An 18,531-nucleotide genomic window follows, 5' to 3' on the forward strand; every position below is an offset into this window, starting at 1 on the left:
GTACTCGACTCTCGGTGAGGGAGAGGAGCTCGTCATGGACACGAACGCCTATGTGGCCTTCCTGGTGGTGGGGGCGCTCATCGTCATGATCGACGGCCAGTTCGTCTACCACAGCGGAAAGCGGTACCTGGCGAACGGGCAGGGCGAATCGGAATCCGGGGCGTCCATGGCCAGGCTGGTCGCGGTGCTGTTCCACATCGCGACGCTGGGCGTGCTCGCGCTCATCTCGACGATCGGTTTCCCCGGCGGCACCTCGGCAACGGCCATCGTGGGGCGCATCGGGGTGTTCCTGCTGGTCCTGGCGCTGGCTCACGGCATCACCATCGCCGTGCTGGCGCGTCAGCGCGAGGAGCAGGTCGTCGAGCAGATCAACACGCGGATGAACGCGCCGGCGCAGCGCCCGGCGGACCACTCGCTGAACGACCCCGTCGTCTCGCCGGTGCCCGGCCAGGAGGGTCGCGACCCGCGGGTCAGCCCCAGCCTGGAAAGCGGCGCCCCGTACACGACCGACCGGTACTGACCGCCCGTCACCAGTGGCCGGGCACCGGTGCGGCCTCCTCGCCGGTGCCCGGCCACGGTGGTGCCGTCACGGCGACCACCTGGAGGCCGGCCGGCCCGCCGCGGAACTGGAACGCCGTGCCGAGCGGGATGGTCAGGCAGGTGCCGGGCCGCAGTTCGGTGATCTCCTCGCGCCCGTCCTGCCCGCGCCACAGGCGGCCGCTGCCGCCGACGACGTACCAGATCTCCTCGACGGTGGCGTGCTCGACGGCCCGCGAGACCTGCCCCGGGGCGAGCGCGAAGTGGGCGAAGCTCGCCACCGCGGGCAGGGTGCACAGCGGACGGACCGTGGACCCGTCGGGTGCGGTGACCTCGGCGCTGTCCGCGACGTGCGTGGTGGTGAACGGGGTCACCCGCCCACCGTAGGGTCACCCGCCCGGTCGCAGCGACCCGTGGCGGGCGGGTTCAGCCGCAAATGGCGCCCTGCGCGGCGGAACCGACCAGTCGCGCGTACTTGGCCAGTACCCCGGTCCGCCGGGGCGGCTCCGGCATCTGCCAGCCCGCCCGGCGCTCCGCCAGCTCCTCGGGCGTGATGCCCAGGTCGAGTGTCCTGGCCTCCATGTCGAGGACGATCGGGTCGCCGTCGCGGACGAAGGCGATCGGCCCGCCGTGCGCGGCTTCCGGCGCGACGTGCCCGATGCACAACCCGGTGGTGCCGCCGGAGAACCGGCCGTCGGTGAGCAGCAGGACCTCCTTGCCCAGTCCCGCGCCCTTGATCGCGCCGGTCACGGCCAGCATCTCGCGCATCCCGGGTCCGCCGCGCGGGCCCTCGTACCGGATCACCACGACGTCCCCGGGTTGCAGCGTCGGCAGTGCGTCCATCGCCGCCTTCTCCCCGTCGAACACGCGTGCCCGGCCCTCGAAGCGGGACGAGTCGAACCCGGCGCTCTTCACCACCGCACCCTCCGGGGCGAGGCTGCCGTGCAGGATCGTCAGTCCGCCGGTCGGGCGAATCGGGTTCGACAGCTTCCGCACGACCTCGCCGTCCAGTTCGGGCGGCGCCAGCTCGGCCAGGTTCTCGGCCACCGTCTTGCCGGTGACGGTGAGGCAGTCGCCGTTCAGCAGGCCCGCGTCGAGCAGCGCCTTCATCACCACCGGGACACCGCCGACCCGGTCCACCGCCGTCATCACGTGCCGCCCGAACGGCTTGACGTCGGCGAGGTGCGGCACGCGGTCACCGATCCGGGTGAAGTCGTCCAGCGTCAGCTCCACCTCGGCCTCGTGCGCGATGGCCAGCAGGTGCAGCACCGCGTTGGTCGACCCGCCGAGCGCCATCACCACGGCGATCGCGTTCTCGAACGCCTCCCGGGTCAGCACGTCCCGGGCGGTGATCCCGGCGCCGAGCATCCCGACGACGGCCTCGCCGCTCTCCCGCGCGAACCGGTCGCGCCGCCGGTCCACCGACGGCGGGCTGGCCGACCCGGGCAGTGACATGCCCAGCGCCTCGGCCGCGCACGCCATCGTGTTCGCCGTGTACATGCCGCCGCACGCGCCCTCTCCGGGGCAGATCGCGCGTTCGATCTTGTCGACCTCCTCGCGCGAGATCAGCCCGCGCGCACACGCACCGACCGCCTCGAACGCGTCGATGATCGTCACCTCGCGGCCGTCGACGGTGCCCGGCAGGATCGAGCCGGCGTAGAGGAACACCGCCGCCACGTCCAGGCGCGCCGCGGCCATCAGCATGCCCGGCAGGCTCTTGTCGCAGCCGGCGAGCAGGACCGCGCCGTCCAGCCGCTCGGCCTCCATCACGGTCTCCACCGAGTCGGCGATGATCTCGCGCGACACCAGCGAGAAGTGCATGCCCTCGTGGCCCATGCTGATGCCGTCGCTGACCGAGATCGTGCCGAACTCCATCGGGAACCCGCCGCCCGCGTGCACCCCCTGCTTGCTCGCCTGCGCCAACCGTTGCAGGGACAGGTTGCACGGTGTTATCTCGTTCCATGACGAGGCGATGCCGATCTGGGGCTTGGCGAAGTCCTCGTCGCCCATACCCACCGCACGCAGCATGCCGCGCGCCGCCGCGCGCTCCAGCCCGTCCGTCACGTCCCGGGACCGCGGTTTGAGGTCAGCCATGGTGAGCACCATAGGCCCGAGATCCATTCTCTACACAACATTGACGACCGAGAAGAAATTGTCGAGAATCAAGGCCATGACGACGGTGTCATTCGATCGACGGCCCGAGGACTACAAGCACTGGCGGTTGCGGATCGAGCCGCCGATCGCCTGGCTCGAGATGGACGTCGACGAGCACGGCGGGCTCGTGCCGGGGTACGAGCTCAAACTCAACTCCTACGACCTGGGCGTCGACATCGAGCTCTACGACGCCGTCCAGCGGCTGCGCTTCGAGCACCCCGAGGTGCGGGCCGTGATCCTGACCAGCGCCAAGGACAAGGTCTTCTGCGCCGGAGCCAACATCCGGATGCTCGCCGGCTCCGCCCACGAGTGGAAGGTGAACTTCTGCAAGTTCACCAACGAGACCCGTAACGGCATCGAGGACGCCACCGAGAACTCCGGCCAGATCTACCTCGCCGCGGTCAACGGCAGCTGCGCCGGCGGTGGCTACGAGATCGCACTGGCCTGCGAGAAGATCCTGCTGGTCGACGACAACTCCTCGACCGTGGCGCTGCCCGAGGTGCCGCTGCTCGGTGTGCTGCCCGGCACCGGCGGCCTGACCCGCGTCACCGACAAGCGGCGCGTCCGCAAGGACCGCGCCGACGTGTTCGCCACCCGCCCGGACGGCGTCAAGGGGCGCACGGCCGTCGAGTGGCGGCTGGTCGACGAGCTGGTTCCGCGGCAGGACTTCCGTGCTGTCGTGGAGCAGCGCGCCCGTGAGCTGGCCGCGTCCAGCACCAGGCCGGCCGACGCGCCGGGCATCGTGCTCGAACCGCTGGAACGCGAGGTGACCGAGGACCGCATCACCTACCCGCACGTGACCGCCGAGCTGGACCGGGACACCGGCGTCGTGACGATCACCGTCCGCGGACCGCGAGGCGACGGCTGGCTGCTGGCGATGACCCGCGAGCTGGACGACCTCATCCTCCGCCTGCGGACCAACGAACCCGAGCTGGGCACCTGGGTCGTGCGGACCGAAGGCGATCCGGACGCCGTGCTCGCCGCCGAGCGGGCGGTGCTGACCGGGACGGACTGGTTGTCCAACGAGATCCTGCACTACTACAAACGCACGCTGAAACGGCTCGACGTCACCAGCCGCAGCCTGATCGCGCTGGTCGAACCGGGCAGCTGCTTCGCCGGGGTACTGCTGGAGCTGGCGCTGGCCTGCGACCGGCAGTACATGTTGGACGGTCCGCCGATCGACGACGAGGACAGCGACGAGCGGGCGTTCCTGGTGCTGTCCGAGGCCAACTTCGGCGCCTTCCCGATGGGCAACGGGCTGTCCCGGCTGGAGTCGAGGTTCTACGGCGACCACGACCACCTCGACCGGCTCAAGCGGGAACGCGACCGGCGGCTGTCCGCGGGCGAAGCGGTCGAGCTGGGCCTGGTCACCGAGGCCCCGGACGACATCGACTGGCCGGACGAGATCCGGATCGTGCTGGAAGGCCGGGCGGCGCTGTCGCCGGACGCCCTTACCGGCATGGAGGCCAACCACCGGTTCGTCGGCCCGGAAACCCTCGAGACCAAGATCTTCGGCCGCCTGACGGCCTGGCAGAACTGGATCTTCACGAGACCGAACGCCTCCGGCCCGGACGGCGCGCTGCGCCGCTACGGCACCGGCCAGAAGGCTTCCTACGACCGCAAGCGGGTGTGACATGCCGACCAGGATCGACTACGACGCCAAGATCCCGAACAACGTGGAGCTGTCCGACAACCGGCGCCTGCAGCGGGCGCTGGAGGGCTGGCAGCCGAAGTTCATGCACTGGTGGGCCGAGATGGGCCCGGCCCTGGAGACTCAGGGGGTGTACCTGCGCACCGCGGTCAGCGTCGGCCGCGAGGGCTGGGCGCACTTCGACCACGTGGTGCCGCAGGACTACCGCTGGGGCATCTTCCTGGCCGAGCGCGACCCGGACCGCCGGATCGCCTTCGGCGAGCACCAGGGCGAACCGGCCTGGCAGCAGGTGCCCGGCGAGTACCGGGCCGACCTGCAACGGCTGATCGTGATCCAGGGCGACACCGAACCGGCTTCGGTGGAGCAGCAGAAGCTGCTCGGCCTGACCGCGCCGAGCCTGTACGACCTGCGCAACCTCTTCCAGGTCAACGTGGAGGAGGGCCGTCACCTGTGGGCGATGGTCTACCTGCTGCACGCCTACTTCGGCAAGGAGGGCCGCGAGGAGGCGGAGGCGCTGCTGTACCGCAACTCCGGCAGCCCCGACACGCCGCGCATCCTCGGTGCGTTCAACGAGGAGACCGCGGACTGGCTCGCGTTCTACATGTTCACCTACTTCACCGACCGGGACGGCAAGTACCAGCTGGGCACGCTCAAGGAGTCGGCGTTCGACCCGTTGTCGCGCACCTGCGAGTTCATGCTCAAGGAGGAGGCGCACCACATGTTCGTCGGCACCACGGGTGTCGACCGGGTGGTGATGCGCAGCGCCGAGCTGATCCGCGAGCACGACACCACGGACATCGCCTCACACGGGGGCATCCCGCTGGACATCATCCAGCGCTACCTGAACTTCCACTACACCGTGTCGCTGGACCTGTTCGGCAGCGAGACGTCGACCAACGCGGCCAACTACTACACCGCCGGGCTCAAGGGCCGGTGGATGGAGACCCGCCGCAAGGACGACCACCAGCTGACCGACGACGCGGCGACGCTGGACAAGCCGCAACCGGACGGCACCTGGACCAGCGAGGAGATGCAGAAGATCCTGCTGCTCAACCTCGACCTGCGGCGGGAGTACATCGCCGACTGCGAATCCGGTGTCAAACGGTGGAACAAGATCCTCACCGACGCCGGCATCGACTTCCGGTTCCGCCTGCCGCACCCTGGTTTCAACCGCAAGGTCGGCATAAACTCCGGCCACCACATCACGCCGGACGGGACGATCGTGGACGAAGCGACCTGGGAGCGCAACCGCAAGCGCTGGCTGCCGAGCAGCGAGGACCTCGCGTTCGTCCGGTCGCTCATGCACCCGGTGTACGAGCGCGGCAAGATCGCGAGCTGGGTCGCCCCGCCGCGCCAGGGCATCAACGGCAAGCCGTTCGACTACGAGTACGTGTACCTGTGACCTGCGAAGGGCGGGCGTGATGGCCGAGTTCAACGCGGCGGACCACCTGGTCGACCGGCACGTCCGGGACGGTGACGGCGCCCGCACCGCGGTCGTCACGGCCGCCCGCACGCTGACCTACGCCGAGCTTTCCGACGCGGTGCACCGCGTCGCCGGTGGACTCGCGGACATCGGCGTGCGGCCGGAGGAGCGGGTCATGCTGTGCATGGTCGACGGCATCGAAATGCTCACCGGCATCCTCGGCGCGATGTGCGCCGGCGCGGTGCCGGTGCCGGTGTCGACCATGGTGACCGGGCCGGAGCTGGGCCGGGTGCTCGCGGATTCGCGGGCGCGCGTGCTGTGCGTGTCGGGCGAGTTCACCGCGGCCGCCAAAGAGGCGGTCGAGCTGGCGCCCGAGGTCACCGACGTCGTCCTGGACCGCGCGGACCCGGCGTCGTTCTCCCGGGTGTCCACACACGACTGGACCCGGCTGTCCACAGCGGACCCCCGGGAAACCTACCGCACGTGGGAGGATTCGCCCGCGCTGTGGTTGTACACCTCCGGCACGACCGGGCAGCCGAAGGGCGCGATGCACCGCCACGCGAGCATCCGCGCGGTGTGCGATACCTATGGCCGGCAGGTGCTCGGCATCCGGCCGGAGGACCGGTGCTTCTCGGTCGCGAAGCTGTTCTTCGCCTACGGCATCGGCAACTCCGCGTTCTTCCCGCTGTCGGCCGGGGCGAGCACCGTGTTCGAACCGGGACGGCCGACGCCGCAGCTGGTAGCTGACCGGGTGCGCACCGAGCGGCCGACGTTGTTCTTCGGCGTGCCGACGTTCTACTCCGCGCTGCTCGCCGCGGACCTGCCGGCCGACACGTTTTCGTCGGTGCGGCAGGCGGTTTCCGCGGGCGAGCCGCTGCCGGCGGTGATCTACGAGCGGTTCCTCGCGAAGTTCGGGGTGGAGATCCTGGACGGCATCGGGTCGACCGAGGCGCTGCACATCTTCCTGTCCAACCGCCCGGGCGAGGTGGTGCCCGGCACGACCGGGGTCGCGGTGCCCGGGTACGAGCTGGAGATCCGCGACCCGCTCGGCACGCTGGTCGAGGGCCCTGGGCAGCCGGGGGAGCTGTACGTGCGCGGGCCGTCGACCGCGTTCGGCTACTGGAGCCGGTACGAGACGTCCAAGCACGTGTTCCAGGGCGAATGGCTGCGGACGGGGGACAGCTACGTGCGCAATCCCGACGGCACCTACACCTGCCTGGGCAGGTTCGACGACATGCTCAAGGCGGGCGGCATCTGGGTGTCGCCCGCGGAGGTGGAGCAGCGGTTGCTCCAGCACCCGGACGTGGCCGAGGTGGCGGTGGTGGCCGCGCCCGGCTCGGACGGCATCGAGAAGCCGGTGGCGTGCGTGGTGCCCGCCGCCGGCCACACGGTCGATCCGGATGCGCTGATCGATTTCTGCCGGGAGGGGCTCGCCGCGTTCAAACGGCCGCGTGCCGTGGTCGAGGCCGCGGAGCTGCCGAAGACCGCGACCGGCAAGATCCGCCGGAACGTGATCCGCGGGCTGGTGCGGGACTCGCTGCGGCCGGGAGCGCTCAGGTGATCGACGGCTACACCGTGGTGGACGCGCACGTCCACCCGCCGCGGCTGAGCACGCTGAAACCGGCGTGGCTGGAGTGGGCCGAGCAGTTCTCCGGGCCGCACGACTGGCGCTCGGTCTACGACACCGATGGCACCGTCGTGCCCGGGCGGCTGGACGCCCTGTTCGAGTCCGAAGGGGTCGACCGGGCACTGTTGTTCTGCGAGTACAGCCCGCGCGCGACCGGGATCCAGCCGATCGAGGACAACCTGCCGATCGTCGAGCACAACCCGGAGCGGTTCCGGCTGGTGGCGAACGTGAACCCGCACCTGCACCACCCGGTGGCGGTCGAGGTGGAGCGGCAGCTCGACCTCGGTGCGGTGGCGCTGAAGATCCACCCGGTGCATGGCGCGTTCTCACCGGCGGACAAGGAGCTGTACGCGGCGTACCACGTGTGTGCCGAGCGCGGGGTGCCGGTGATCATCCACTCGGGCACGAGCAGCTTTCCCGGCGCCCGCGCGAGCTTCGGCAACCCGGAGCTGATGTCCGACGTCGTCGAGGACTTCCCGTCGGTGCCGTTCGTGTTCGCCCACGGTGGCCGCGGGTGGTGGTACGACGTGGCCGCGTTCCTGGCGCTGGCACGCGACAACGTGTGGCTCGACCTCGCCGGTCTGCCACCGAAGAAGCTGCCGGAGTACTACGCGCGGTTCGACTTCACCCGGCTCGCCGGCCGGTTCGTGTTCGGCACGGACTGGCCGGGTGTCCCCGGCACGCGCCGGAACGTCCAGGCGCTGGCCGAGCTGGGCCTGCCGGACGCTGTGATGCGGGACGTGCTGGCCGGCAACGCCGGGAAGCTGTTCCCCGGCCTGGGCATCTAACCGCAGCTCCCCGCGAGCAGGCGGCAAACACGCGGCGCCGAGCAGCAAACACCCCGCGTCGAGCGGCAAACACGCCGCCGCGCGCCGTGTTTGCCGCTCCGGGCGCCGTGTCGGCCGTTCCCGGCGTCGTGTTTGCCGCTCCGGGCGTCGTGTTTGTCGTTGCCGGCGCTGTGTTGGCCGCGCCGGACGAGGCTGTCGGGGCACCGGGCCTCCGCACGCGGTAAAGGTCCGCTCCGGACGCCTCGGGCGACGGGATGACCACGCGGCTCACCGCGGTAGGGTGCGCGGCCCTGGTTGCTCAGCCCATGACCTGGTGCAGGCAGAGGACGTTGCCTTCGGAGTCGGTGAACCAGGCGGCCTTTTCGTTGCCCATCGTGGCGATGTGGTCCTGGGTGCGCAGGTCGCCGGAGTCGAAGTCGGCGAAGTGCACGCCGCGGGATTCCAGGTCGCGCACTTCGGACGCGATGTCACCGACCTCGAAGCTCAGTGCGGTGTTCTCGCTCGGTTTGGTGTCCGGCAGCGGCCGCAGGCCGATCACGTGACCGGAGCCGGCCTCGAAGAAGCAGGTCCCGTCGGGGCCGGTTTCGGTCTGCCGCAGGCCGAGCTGGTCACCGTAGAAGTGCCGTGCCCGCTCGGTGTCCTGCGCCGGGAGCATGTGGGTGATGGTGGACGTGGTGAGCATGTCGCCTCCTTCTCCAGCGACGAGAGCACTCATGGTGCGCCTCGGGACTGGCGGGGGCAACCGGGTGTCAGCTCGTGCTGTTGACCTCGCGGAGCGTGCGCATCGCGTCGGCCAGTGCCTGCGACGCCTCCGGTCCCAGCGGCTCCAGCACGCGCCGCCGCAGGATTTCCGCACACGTCTGGCGCGCCTTCTCCGCGACCTCGCGCCCGTGCTCGGTGAGGCAGGCGAACGTCACGCGCCGGTCGTCCGGGCTCGGTTGGCGGGTGATCAGACCGGCGGCGGTGAGGCGGTCGGCCACCTTGGTGAATCCGCCGCTGGACAGCGCCGCCTCGGTGGCCAGCCGCGTCATCGGCATGCGGTGGCCGGGCGTGCGCACCAGCCGGAGCAGGATGTCGAACGGCGCCGGCGCCAGACCGAACCGCTCGGCGATCTCGTCCATGAGTCGATCCTGTGTGGCGAGGTACCCCTCGATGACGAGGCCCCACCAGGTCACGATCTCGTCGTCGCCGGGCATGCTCACCCCGCGACTGTACCAGCATAACTCTTTCTGGAATATATCTTGCTGGCGAGAGGTTGTTCCGGTTGTCCCGGGGTCCGGCGAAGGAGCAGACGATGTCCATCAAGACCAGCGGCTTGCACCACGTGACCGCGATCGGCGGCGACCCGCAGCGCAACGCCGGCTTCTACCTGCGCACCCTCGGCCTGCGCCTGGTGAAGACCACCGTCAACTTCGACGATCCAGGCACCTACCACCTGTACTACGGCGACCAGTCCGGGAAGCCGGGCACGCTGCTGACCTTCTTCCCCCGGCCGGACGCGCCGAGCGGTCGCATCGGCACCGGTCAGGCCACCACCACCGCCTTCTCCGTGCCGGAGCAGTCGATCGGGTGGTGGAAGGACCACCTGGCCGACGCCGGCATCACCACCGGTCGCATCGCCAACCGCGCGGGTGAAGACGTCCTGACCTTCCGCGACCCGGACGGGCTCCAGCTCGCGCTCGTCGCGCATCCGCAGGGTGACCCGCGCGATCCGTGGGACAACGGGCACGTCCCGGCCGAGCACGCGATCCGCGGCCTGCACTCGGTCACCCTCTCGGTCACCGAGGAGGACGCGACCGCCGAGATGTTCGGTGAGCTGGGCCTGACGTTCGCCGGACAGGACAGCAACCGCCTGCGCTTCACCGCCGGCGAGGGCGGCCCGGGCGCGATGGTCGACGTGCTGGTCACCCCCGGCACGCCGCGCGGGCTGGTCGCCACCGGCACCGTGCACCACGTCGCGTGGCGTGCGCCGGACGAGACCAGCCAGGCCGCCTGGCGCGAGGAGCTCGTCGACCGGGGTGTGCACGTCACCTCGATCCTGGACCGGCAGTACTTCCGCTCGATCTACTTCCGCGAGCCGGGCGGGACGCTGCTGGAGATCGCGACCGACCAGCCCGGGTTCGCCGTCGACGAGCCGCTGCTGGAGCTGGGCCGCGCGCTCAAGCTGCCGCCGTGGCTGGAGCCGGACCGCGAGCAGATCGAGCGCGCGCTGCCGAAGCTGGACATCCCGGGCGAGAACAACCGGGTGGACCGGACCGGCCGTTCCTAGAACTCGGTGGGCCGCATCAACGCGTCGGAACCGCCGTCGATCGCGAACTGGGCGCCGTGGATGTAGCCGGCGTGCGGTCCGAGCAGGTAGACGATCAGCGCGGCCACTTCCTCCGGTGTCCCGTGCCGCGCAATGGGCGGCTGGTAGCTGCGGATCGCGTCGCCGTAACGGGACGCCAGCCCGGCCTGCAGCAGGGGAGTGTCGACCGCCCCGGGCGCCACGGTGTTCAGCCGGACCCCGGCCGCGCCCCATTCGGCGACCCGTTGTCGCACCGCGACCGTGACCGCGTTCTTCGACCACGAGTACGCGAGATGCCCGGCGAACTCACCGGCGTCGGCCAGCGCGGCAGCCTCCGTGCCGCGGGAGATGGGGTTGTCCGCCCACCGGACCATCGTCGACGCGGACGACGACACCGCCACCGCAGCTCCGCGCAGCGCGGGGAACAGGCCGTCCAGCACCTCGACCGCGCCACGGTAGTTCACCTCGATGATCTGCATCGGATCCGGCACGTGCGGCCCGACTCCGGCGCACAGCACGAGCCCGTCCAGCTCGGGCGCCCGGTCGAGCACACCGCCGATCGCCGCACGGCGACCGTCCGAAGTGGATAGATCGGCGCAGACCTCGGCGTCGCGCAGGTCCACGCCGATCACGCGGTGCCCCGCCGTTCGCAGCGCCGAGGCCACCGCGGCACCGATTCCCGATGCCGCCCCGGTCACGGCGATCACGTCAGCACACATCGCGTCCCCCGGTAGATCGTCGGCATGCACTTGTTGCAGTGCACGCACAGCGAGCGCGCCCCGGAGCGCAGCCGCAGCGGCAGGTCCGGCTCGCGCAGCAGCGCCCGTGCCATCGCGACGAACGCGAAACCTTCCGCCAGTGCCCGTTCCATCGTCTCCAGCCGGGTGATCCCGCCCAGCAGGATCAGCGGCAACTCCAGCGCCGCCCGGAACTGCCGGGCCCGGTCCAGCAGGTACGCCTCCTGGAACGGATAGCTGCGCAGGAACGCGCGGCCACCCGCCCGCACCCCCCACCGCACCGGCCGGGGGAACGCCTCCGCGAACTCCCGCACCGGCGCATCGCCGGTGAACAGGTACATCGGGTTCAGCAGCGAGCTTCCCGCGGTCAGCTCCAGCGCGTCGAGCGTGCCGTCCGCCTCCAGCCACCGCGCGACCTGCACGCTCTCGTCCAGCCAGAACCCGCCGGGCACGCCGTCGTCCATGTTGAGCTTCGCCGTCACCGCGATGCGGTCGCCGACGGCGTCCCGCACCGCCCGCGCGACCTCCCGCGCCAGCCGGGCCCGGTTGGCCGGTGAACCGCCGTAGGAATCGGTGCGCCGGTTGAGCCGCGGACTCAGGAAGGAACTGACCAGGTAGTTGTGTCCGAAGTGGAGTTCCACGGCGTCGAAGCCGGACTCGATCGCCAGCCGAGCGGCCGAGGCGTGTGCGCGCACCACCCGGGACAGATCGTCCACAGTGGCCGATCGCGTGAACCGCATCCCCAGCGGGTTGGGGAACCGGCCCGGCGCCAGCGCGGGTAACCGGTTGGATGCCGCGTTCGCGACCGGACCCGCGTGACCGATCTGCGCGCTCACCGCGGCACCCTCCGCGTGCACGGCGTCGGTGAGCCGCCGCAGGCCCGGCACCGCCTCCGCGCGCATCCAGATCTGGTGCCGGTCGGTCCGGCCCTCGGGGGAGACCGCGCAGTAGGCCACCGTGGTCATCCCGGCCCCGCCGCGCGCCACCCGCCGGTGGAACTCGATCAGCCGGTCGGTGACCAGCGCGTCCGGTGTCGCGCCCTCGAACGTCGCCGCCTTGATGATCCGGTTGCGCAGCCGGACCGGGCCCAGCTGCGCAGGCGCGAACACCGTGAACGCCTCGGACGACTCGGACAACTCCGTCATGATTCCGCCAGCCCGGCGGTGACGAACGCCCGCAGCGTCCCGGCCGGTACGTCCCCGGGCACCCCGCCGGCGAAGAACTGGAGCACCAGCCCGAAGGCGAGCAGCCAGCGCTGCGCGGCCGCGGCCTGCGACAGCTCCGGGCGCGCGTCCCGCAGCAGCTCGATCCACGGCTCCAGCCCGAACCAGCGTGACGTCCACACCGCCTCCCGCCGTCCCAGCACGAACCGGGCCAGCAGGCGCAGCCGCAACCGGCCGACCGGGTCCGCGGCGAGCTCGGCCAGCGGGGTCACGACGAGGTCGACCAGTTCGGGCACCGTCGGTACCCATCCGTCGCGCCGGCGTTCGGTGACCTCGTCCAGCCGCTGCCGCCACACGGGCGCGACCCGGGTCTCCAGCAGCGCCGCGATCAGGGCGTCCTTGGAGCCGAAGTGGTAGTGCACCGCGGCCGGGTTCATGCCGGCTGCGCTGTTGATGGCGCGCACGGACACGCTGTCGTAGGCGTCGCCGCCGGATTCGAGCAACAGGCGCTCGGCGACCGTGAGCAGCCGCTCGCGCGTGGTGGCATCGGTGCTCGGCACCCCTCCAGCGAACCACATGCCCATCACCGAATCAATCACTGATTGACCCGCGCCGGGCGGCAGAATGGGGGCATGGCGGACGCGGTGCGCAGGTGGGCGCGGCAGCTGGCGGACTGGGCCATCCCGGAGCACATCCTGGCCGCCGCTCCCGAGTCGCCCTGGGTGGTGCCGCGCACGGTGTTCGCCCGCCGGGCGGACCGGCAGATCGCGGAGCCCGGGACGCCGACGCACCAGGCCGTGCTGGACGCGCTGCCGGGCACCGTGCTCGACGTCGGTGCGGGTGCCGGTGCCGCGAGCCTGCCGTGCGCACGGGCGATCACGCACGTCACCGCGGTGGACACCAGCGCCGGGCTGCTCGCCGAGTTCCGCCGGCGGGCCGAGGCGCTGTCGCTGTCCCACACCGAGATCGAGGGGCGGTGGCCGGACGTCGCGGTCGGGCCTGCCGACGTCGTCGTCTGCGCCCACGTCCTCTACAACGCGCCGGACCTCGCGCCGTTCGTCGCCGCGCTCACCGCGCACGCGCGCCGCAAGGTCGTCGTCGAGCTGGCGCAGGCGCACCCGCTGACCAGCCTCAACCCGCTGTGGCGGCACTTCCACGGCATCGACCGCCCGTCCGGTCCGACGGCCGGGGACGCGATCGCCGCGCTGCGCGAACTCGGCGTCGAACCGGAGGTCGTGCGCTGGCGCAAGGCCCCGAAGCCGGAGTACGAGCGCTTCGACGAGCTGGTCGACGTCACGCGCCGCCGCCTGTGCCTGCCCGCCGAGCGGGCGGACGAGGTGGCCGAGGTGCTGCGGGGCCTCGGCGTGGACGAGAGCACTCCGCCCGATCTGGGGTCGTCCGGCCGGGAAGTGGTCACGCTCAGCTGGCGGGTTCCCCGGCCCGGGTGACTTCGACCTGCGGGAACCCACCCACCCGAGCACAATTCCGGTATGACGCACGCGCAGGGGGACAAGCCGGTGAGCGGCACCCCACCCCAGCCGCCCGTGACGCAACCAGCACCCGCGAAACCGGTCCGGATCAAGCGGACCCGCGTCAGCGGCACCTGGTTCGCGATCATCATCGCGCTGATCATCCTGATCTTCCTGCTGATCTTCATCCTGCAGAACCTGGCCTCGACCACCGTCACCTTCCTCGGCATGCAGGGCAGCCTGCCGCTGGCCGTCGCGATGCTGTTCTCCGCGATCGCCGGTGCGGTGCTCGTCGCCCTGGTCGGCGGCGCCCGGATCGTCCAGTTGCGCAAGGCGACGCGGAAGGCGAACAAGGCGGTGCGCTGACCCGGCCGTACCATCGTCCCCGGAAACGGGGTGATGCGGTTGACCAGCGAGAACCTGCCGAGTTCGCCGGAGGGCGGCGACGAGAACCTGCTGCGCCGGGCGGGACGGCTCGCCGGATGGGCCGCGCGCACCGGGGTCACCCTCGGCCGTCGCCTGCCGGTGCCCGGTCTGGAACTGGCCGGCGAGGGGTTGCGGCAGGTCGAACGTCAGGTCCTGACCGGCCTGCGCCGCCGCCTCGACGAGGTCGACGACCCGTACGTGATCGCGCTCAACGCGGCGGGCACCCAGCACGCGCCGGACCCGGCCGGTGAGCTGGTCCCGGCCCGCGAGCCGCTGCGGGCCGCGATGAAGGAACTGCTCGACCGCTCCGTCGGTTTCCGCCGGGACCAGGCGCGCGAGTACCTTTACGCGACCGTGCTCCGGCAGCTGACGCCGGACGAGGCCCGCATCATCGCCACCCTCGCGACCGGCGCGGCCTTCCCCGTGATCGACGTGACCGAACGCGGCTTCGGTGGCGGCCGGACCATCCTGCGCAACGCCTCCACGGTCGGCAAGGCGGCAGGGGTGACGCTGGCCGACGAGGTGCCCGGCTACCTGACGCGGCTGTCCGGGTTCGGTCTGGTGGAGCTGGACGACGAGTCGCCCGAGCTGGAGTCGCAGTACGAGATCCTGGCGACCGAGGACCTGGTCCGCACCGCGGTGAAGTCCGCCCGGCGGGCCCGGCTGGTGCGGCGGACCGTGCGCCTGTCGCGGTTCGGGAGGCGGTTCTGGGTCGCCTGCGATCCAGGCGACTGGGCTCGCGTCCTGTGATCGCTGCCACTACCGTGTAACACGAGGCGTCCCAGGTGCGCTCTACGTGACAGGCCCCCACCTGGATTGCGGCCATAGCACACCGGCTTCGGCGACGCCAGCTCCCTGTTGTCATTCTCACGTGTGTTTCGTCGTTTTTGCAGGTAGCCAGCGTGTGGGTGACACGTTGCGCTGAACGACCTAATCATCTCTGTTAGGTTGTTTTGACATGTCCGGAAAGCACTTGATCGAAAATCCGACCAAGGCCGACGGGGCTGCGCTTTGGCGAATCGCTCGCGATTCGCAAAAGCTCGATCTCAACTCGCCTTACGCATATCTGCTGTGGTGCCGCGATTTCGCCGACACCTCGGTGGTGGCGCGGGTGGATGGCAATGCGGTCGGATTCGTGATCGCCTATCGCCGCCCCGCGGCGCCGGATACGGCGCTCGTCTGGCAGGTTGCCGTCGACGCGTCCCAGCGGGGGCAGGGGCTGGCCGGATCCCTGCTCGACGACCTGTTCACGCGCCTGGTGGCCGACGGGGTGCGCTACCTCGAGACCACCATCACGCCCGACAACAAAGCGTCCATCCGCCTGTTCACCTCCTTTGCCGAGCGGTGGCAGGCGCATCTGGAGACCACTGAGCTGTTCAGCACGGCGGACTTTCCGGACGACGACACCCGGCACGAGCGGGAAGACCTTTATCGAATCGGTCCGCTCCGGCCGCGATAACGGCGAATTGGGCGAGGACGCCCGTGCGATTAGCTGTCGACCAGCACCAGTGAGGGGATAACCCAACGTGAGCATCTTCGAAAAGCTCGAATCCGAAGTGCGCAGCTACAGCCGGGGATGGCCGGTCGTGTTCGACCGGGCGCAGGGCACCCACCTCTACGGCGAGGACGGCCGCGCCTACCTCGACTTCTTCGCCGGCGCGGGCGCGCTGAACTACGGGCACAACAACCCCGTGCTCAAGCAGGCCCTGATCGACTACATCCAGCGCGACGGCGTCACGCACGCCCTCGACATGTTCACCGTCGCCAAGCGCGACCTGCTCGAGACGTTCGACGAGCACATCCTCAAGCCGCGCGAGCTGGACTACAAGGTCATCTTCCCGGGCCCCGGCGGTGCCAACGCCGTCGAGGCGGCCCTGAAGCTGGCCCGCAAGGTCACCGGCCGCGAGTCGGTCATCAACTTCACCAACGCCTTCCACGGCATGACGATCGGCGCGCTGTCGGTCACCGGGAACTCGATGAAGCGGCACGGCGCCGGCATCCCGCTGGTCCACGCGACCCCGATGCCCTACGACCAGTACTTCGACGGGGCGTACCCGGACTTCCTGTACTTCGAGCGCCTGCTCGAGGACTCCGGCAGCGGGCTCAACGAGCCTGCCGCCGTGATCGTGGAGACCGTGCAGGGCGAGGGCGGCATCAACGCGGCCGGCATGGAGTGGCTGCGTGGCCTGGCCGACCTGTGCAAGCGGCACGACATCCTGCTGATCGTCGACGACGTGCAGATGGGCTGCGGCCGCACCGGCCCGTTCTTCAGCTTCGAGGACGCGGGCATCAAGCCGGACATCGTGTGCCTGTCGAAGTCGATCAGCGGCTACGGGCTGCCGATGGCGCTCACGCTCATCCGCCCGGAGCTGGACGTGTGGGAGCCCGGTGAGCACAACGGCACCTTCCGCGGCATCAGCCCCGCGTTCGTCACCGCCGCCGAGGCCCTGCGCACCTACTGGAGTGACGACGAACTGGAGAAGGCCACCCGCGCCAAGGGCGAGCGCATCGGCGCCGCGCTGCAGGGCCTGGTCGACGCCTACCCGGACGCCCAGCTGACCGCGAAGGGCCGCGGCCTCGCCCGCGGTTTGGAGTTCCAGAACGGGGAACTCGCCAGCAAGGTGTGCGCGGCGGCCTTCGAACGCGGCCTGCTGATGGAGACCTCCGGGCCGGACGGCGAGGTGGCGAAGCTGCTGCCGCCGCTGACCGTCACCGACGCCGAGATCGGCGAGGGGCTGGAGATCATCGACGCCTCCGTCCAGGCCGTGCTCGGGAAGTAGAACAACGAGAAGAGGAGAAGTTTTGATCGTCCGGACCCTCGACGAGATCACCGACACCGACGCCGACATCAAGACGCCGAACTGGCGCTCGAAGCGGATCGTCCTCGCCAAGGAGAAGGTCGGTTTCTCGGTGCACGAGACCACGCTGTACGCGGGGACCGTCAACGACTTCTGGTACGCCAACCACATCGAGGCGGTCTTCGTCTACGAGGGCGAAGGCGAGATCACGAACAAGGAGACCGGGGAGACCTTCCAGCTCCGGCCCGGCTCGCTCTACCTGTTGAACAACCACGACAAGCACCAGGTCCGGCCGAAGACCGACATGAAGACCGTCTGCGTCTTCAACCCGCCGGTGACCGGGCGTGAGGTGCACGACGAGAACGGCGTGTACCCGCTGGTGCTCGAGGAAGACGCGGAAGCCACCGCCTGAGCCACCCCGAAAGCGAAGCCCCTACCGGAAGGCACATCGCATACAAGGAGGCGAACCGATTTGACGATCATGGAACCCGGTGTCCAGGACAGTTACCCCACGCGGGTCGCTGCCGCCACCCAGCCGATCGACCGGGCCGACCCGACGGTCTGGGGCACCGAGGCCGACGGCCCGGTCGACGCGGCGACGCTCGCTTCGCACGACGCGAAGGGCTACCACATCGTCGAGGGGTTGCTCTCCCCGGCGGAGGTGCAGGGCTACTGGCAGGAGCTGGTCCGGCTCTCCAGCGACGAGCAGCTGAAGGCCGACGAGCGGGTGATCACGGAGAAGCAGACCGGCAGCGTCCGGTCGATCTTCGAGGTCCACAAGATCAGCGAGCTGATCGCCGAGCTGGTCCGCGACCCGCGGATCCTGGACCGGGCCCGGCAGATCCTCGGCTCCGAGGTGTACATCCACCAGAGCCGCGTGAACTACATGCCGGGCTTCAAGGGCACCGGGTTCTACTGGCACTCCGACTTCGAGACCTGGCACGCCGAGGACGGCATGTCGCGGCCTCGGGCGGTGAGCTGCTCGATCGCGCTGACCGACAACTACCCCTTCAACGGCGGCCTGATGGTCATGCCGGGCTCGCAGCGGACGTTCGTGCCGTGCGTGGGCGCGACCCCGGACGACTACTACAAGTCGTCGCTGAAGGAGCAGGAGATCGGCGTGCCCAGCGAGGACGACATCACCAAGCTCGCGGCGGAGTACGGGATCGACCAGTTCACCGGGCCGGCCGGCTCGGCGTTGTGGTTCGACTCGAACATCATGCACGGGTCCGGCAACAACATCACGCCGTATCCGCGCTCGAACATCTTCCTGGTGTTCAACAGCGTCGAGAACGCGCTCGTCGAGCCGTTCGCCGCCGCGAAGCCCCGGCCGACCTTCATCGGCAGCCGGGACTTCACGCCTGTGACGCGATAGACACCGGAAGAAGTGCGGGTCGGGTGTAGCCGGTTCATCGCGCCCTGTTACAGTGCCGCCACTGCGAACGGCGGCAACATGGGTCTTCCTTGCTCG

Annotated in this window: 20 protein-coding genes; 13 read left to right on the forward strand and 7 right to left on the reverse strand. The window is 70.3% G+C overall.

Annotated elements, in window-relative coordinates; translation table 11 throughout:
- Positions 1 to 34 precede the first annotated feature (34 nt).
- On the forward strand, positions 35 to 520 hold the full coding sequence (locus tag FHX46_RS03740) for a hypothetical protein (protein WP_167103532.1): 486 nt from the start codon (positions 35 to 37) through the stop codon (positions 518 to 520).
- Positions 521 to 527: 7 nt separating this feature from the next.
- Here the strand turns inward: FHX46_RS03740 and FHX46_RS03745 are convergent, their stop codons facing one another.
- Positions 528 to 911, reverse strand: a complete 384-nt coding sequence (locus tag FHX46_RS03745) for a cupin domain-containing protein (RefSeq protein WP_167110645.1) — start codon at positions 909 to 911, stop codon at positions 528 to 530.
- A 52-nt stretch (positions 912 to 963) separates the two neighbouring features.
- The gene (gene ilvD / locus FHX46_RS03750) at positions 964 to 2,631 is read right to left on the reverse strand and encodes a dihydroxy-acid dehydratase (RefSeq protein WP_208399996.1); all 1,668 of its coding nucleotides are present in this window, start codon (positions 2,629 to 2,631) and stop codon (positions 964 to 966) included.
- Positions 2,632 to 2,707: 76 nt separating this feature from the next.
- Here ilvD and boxC point away from each other — a divergent pair, with 76 nt between their 5' ends.
- The 4 genes from boxC to FHX46_RS03770 are packed head-to-tail and all read left to right on the forward strand — an operon-like array spanning position 2,708 to position 8,180.
- Complete coding sequence (gene boxC, locus FHX46_RS03755; protein WP_167110647.1) at positions 2,708 to 4,324, forward strand: 2,3-epoxybenzoyl-CoA dihydrolase; 1,617 nt, start codon at positions 2,708 to 2,710, stop codon at positions 4,322 to 4,324.
- Position 4,325: 1 nt separating this feature from the next.
- Positions 4,326 to 5,744 (forward strand): benzoyl-CoA 2,3-epoxidase subunit BoxB, encoded by a 1,419-nt coding sequence (gene boxB, locus FHX46_RS03760; RefSeq protein ID WP_167110649.1) that lies wholly within the window; start codon positions 4,326 to 4,328, stop codon positions 5,742 to 5,744.
- A 19-nt stretch (positions 5,745 to 5,763) separates the two neighbouring features.
- A complete protein-coding gene (locus FHX46_RS03765) occupies positions 5,764 to 7,326 on the forward strand; it encodes a benzoate-CoA ligase family protein (RefSeq protein ID WP_167110651.1) in 1,563 nt (520 codons plus the stop codon).
- Positions 7,323 to 8,180, forward strand: a complete 858-nt coding sequence (locus FHX46_RS03770; RefSeq protein WP_167110653.1) for an amidohydrolase family protein — start codon at positions 7,323 to 7,325, stop codon at positions 8,178 to 8,180. The genes FHX46_RS03765 and FHX46_RS03770 overlap by 4 nt, the downstream gene beginning before the upstream one ends.
- Before the next feature lie 298 nt (positions 8,181 to 8,478).
- Here the strand turns inward: FHX46_RS03770 and FHX46_RS03775 are convergent, their stop codons facing one another.
- Together FHX46_RS03775 and FHX46_RS03780 are read right to left on the reverse strand one after the other, a co-directional pair.
- Positions 8,479 to 8,862 (reverse strand): VOC family protein, encoded by a 384-nt coding sequence (locus FHX46_RS03775; RefSeq protein WP_167110655.1) that lies wholly within the window; start codon positions 8,860 to 8,862, stop codon positions 8,479 to 8,481.
- A 67-nt stretch (positions 8,863 to 8,929) separates the two neighbouring features.
- Positions 8,930 to 9,376, reverse strand: a complete 447-nt coding sequence (locus FHX46_RS03780; protein ID WP_208400513.1) for a MarR family winged helix-turn-helix transcriptional regulator — start codon at positions 9,374 to 9,376, stop codon at positions 8,930 to 8,932.
- A gap of 98 nt (positions 9,377 to 9,474) precedes the next feature.
- On the opposite strand from FHX46_RS03780, the gene FHX46_RS03785 reads away from it, so the two are divergent.
- Positions 9,475 to 10,449, forward strand: coding sequence for a ring-cleaving dioxygenase (locus tag FHX46_RS03785; RefSeq protein WP_167110659.1), 975 nt, complete (start codon positions 9,475 to 9,477; stop codon positions 10,447 to 10,449).
- Here FHX46_RS03785 and FHX46_RS03790 read toward each other — a convergent pair.
- The 3 genes from FHX46_RS03790 to FHX46_RS03800 are packed head-to-tail and all read right to left on the reverse strand — an operon-like array spanning position 10,446 to position 12,927.
- Positions 10,446 to 11,174, reverse strand: coding sequence for an SDR family oxidoreductase (locus FHX46_RS03790; RefSeq protein WP_313886012.1), 729 nt, complete (start codon positions 11,172 to 11,174; stop codon positions 10,446 to 10,448). The two genes, FHX46_RS03785 and FHX46_RS03790, sit on opposite strands and share 4 nt — an antisense overlap.
- Positions 11,171 to 12,349, reverse strand: a complete 1,179-nt coding sequence (locus FHX46_RS03795; RefSeq protein WP_167110663.1) for an NADH:flavin oxidoreductase — start codon at positions 12,347 to 12,349, stop codon at positions 11,171 to 11,173. The genes FHX46_RS03790 and FHX46_RS03795 overlap by 4 nt, the downstream gene beginning before the upstream one ends.
- Positions 12,346 to 12,927: a TetR/AcrR family transcriptional regulator gene (locus tag FHX46_RS03800; protein ID WP_167110665.1), complete on the reverse strand. Its 582-nt coding sequence runs from the start codon at positions 12,925 to 12,927 to the stop codon at positions 12,346 to 12,348. The genes FHX46_RS03795 and FHX46_RS03800 overlap by 4 nt, the downstream gene beginning before the upstream one ends.
- 72 nt (positions 12,928 to 12,999) lie before the next feature.
- Between FHX46_RS03800 and FHX46_RS03805 the strand changes: the two genes are divergently transcribed.
- From FHX46_RS03805 to thpD, 7 genes are all read left to right on the forward strand, one after another.
- Complete coding sequence (locus tag FHX46_RS03805) at positions 13,000 to 13,815, forward strand: class I SAM-dependent methyltransferase (protein ID WP_167110667.1); 816 nt, start codon at positions 13,000 to 13,002, stop codon at positions 13,813 to 13,815.
- A gap of 42 nt (positions 13,816 to 13,857) precedes the next feature.
- Positions 13,858 to 14,202 (forward strand): LapA family protein, encoded by a 345-nt coding sequence (locus tag FHX46_RS03810; protein ID WP_167110669.1) that lies wholly within the window; start codon positions 13,858 to 13,860, stop codon positions 14,200 to 14,202.
- A 33-nt stretch (positions 14,203 to 14,235) separates the two neighbouring features.
- Positions 14,236 to 15,012 (forward strand): Abi-alpha family protein, encoded by a 777-nt coding sequence (locus FHX46_RS03815; RefSeq protein WP_167110671.1) that lies wholly within the window; start codon positions 14,236 to 14,238, stop codon positions 15,010 to 15,012.
- A 208-nt stretch (positions 15,013 to 15,220) separates the two neighbouring features.
- Positions 15,221 to 15,721 carry a diaminobutyrate acetyltransferase gene (ectA, locus tag FHX46_RS03820; protein ID WP_167110673.1) on the forward strand — a complete coding sequence of 167 codons (501 nt, stop codon included), beginning with the start codon at positions 15,221 to 15,223 and terminating at the stop codon, positions 15,719 to 15,721.
- Between the two features lie 67 nt (positions 15,722 to 15,788).
- A complete protein-coding gene (gene ectB / locus FHX46_RS03825; protein WP_167110675.1) occupies positions 15,789 to 17,042 on the forward strand; it encodes a diaminobutyrate--2-oxoglutarate transaminase in 1,254 nt (417 codons plus the stop codon).
- A 22-nt stretch (positions 17,043 to 17,064) separates the two neighbouring features.
- Entirely contained in the window at positions 17,065 to 17,472 is a 408-nt protein-coding gene (locus tag FHX46_RS03830; protein ID WP_167110677.1) for an ectoine synthase, read from the forward strand.
- A gap of 69 nt (positions 17,473 to 17,541) precedes the next feature.
- Positions 17,542 to 18,435, forward strand: coding sequence for an ectoine hydroxylase (thpD, locus tag FHX46_RS03835; protein WP_167121087.1), 894 nt, complete (start codon positions 17,542 to 17,544; stop codon positions 18,433 to 18,435).
- Positions 18,436 to 18,531: the final 96 nt, after the last annotated feature.

It is taken from the genome of Amycolatopsis viridis (assembly GCF_011758765.1).
Taxonomy (GTDB): domain Bacteria; phylum Actinomycetota; class Actinomycetes; order Mycobacteriales; family Pseudonocardiaceae; genus Amycolatopsis_E; species Amycolatopsis_E viridis.

Coding starts and splice junctions, on each gene's coding strand:
- FHX46_RS03805 (WP_167110667.1), top strand. CDS start 13,000: ATGGCGGACGCGGTGCGCAGGTGGGCGCGGCAGCTGGCGGACTGGGCC.
- boxB (WP_167110649.1), top strand. CDS start 4,326: ATGCCGACCAGGATCGACTACGACGCCAAGATCCCGAACAACGTGGAG.
- FHX46_RS03780 (WP_208400513.1), bottom strand. CDS start 9,376: ATGCCCGGCGACGACGAGATCGTGACCTGGTGGGGCCTCGTCATCGAG.
- FHX46_RS03815 (WP_167110671.1), top strand. CDS start 14,236: ATGCGGTTGACCAGCGAGAACCTGCCGAGTTCGCCGGAGGGCGGCGAC.
- FHX46_RS03785 (WP_167110659.1), top strand. CDS start 9,475: ATGTCCATCAAGACCAGCGGCTTGCACCACGTGACCGCGATCGGCGGC.
- FHX46_RS03775 (WP_167110655.1), bottom strand. CDS start 8,862: ATGCTCACCACGTCCACCATCACCCACATGCTCCCGGCGCAGGACACC.
- ectA (WP_167110673.1), top strand. CDS start 15,221: ATGTCCGGAAAGCACTTGATCGAAAATCCGACCAAGGCCGACGGGGCT.
- FHX46_RS03810 (WP_167110669.1), top strand. CDS start 13,858: ATGACGCACGCGCAGGGGGACAAGCCGGTGAGCGGCACCCCACCCCAG.
- FHX46_RS03765 (WP_167110651.1), top strand. CDS start 5,764: ATGGCCGAGTTCAACGCGGCGGACCACCTGGTCGACCGGCACGTCCGG.
- FHX46_RS03740 (WP_167103532.1), top strand. CDS start 35: ATGGACACGAACGCCTATGTGGCCTTCCTGGTGGTGGGGGCGCTCATC.
- FHX46_RS03795 (WP_167110663.1), bottom strand. CDS start 12,349: ATGACGGAGTTGTCCGAGTCGTCCGAGGCGTTCACGGTGTTCGCGCCT.
- ilvD (WP_208399996.1), bottom strand. CDS start 2,631: ATGGCTGACCTCAAACCGCGGTCCCGGGACGTGACGGACGGGCTGGAG.
- thpD (WP_167121087.1), top strand. CDS start 17,542: ATGGAACCCGGTGTCCAGGACAGTTACCCCACGCGGGTCGCTGCCGCC.
- boxC (WP_167110647.1), top strand. CDS start 2,708: ATGACGACGGTGTCATTCGATCGACGGCCCGAGGACTACAAGCACTGG.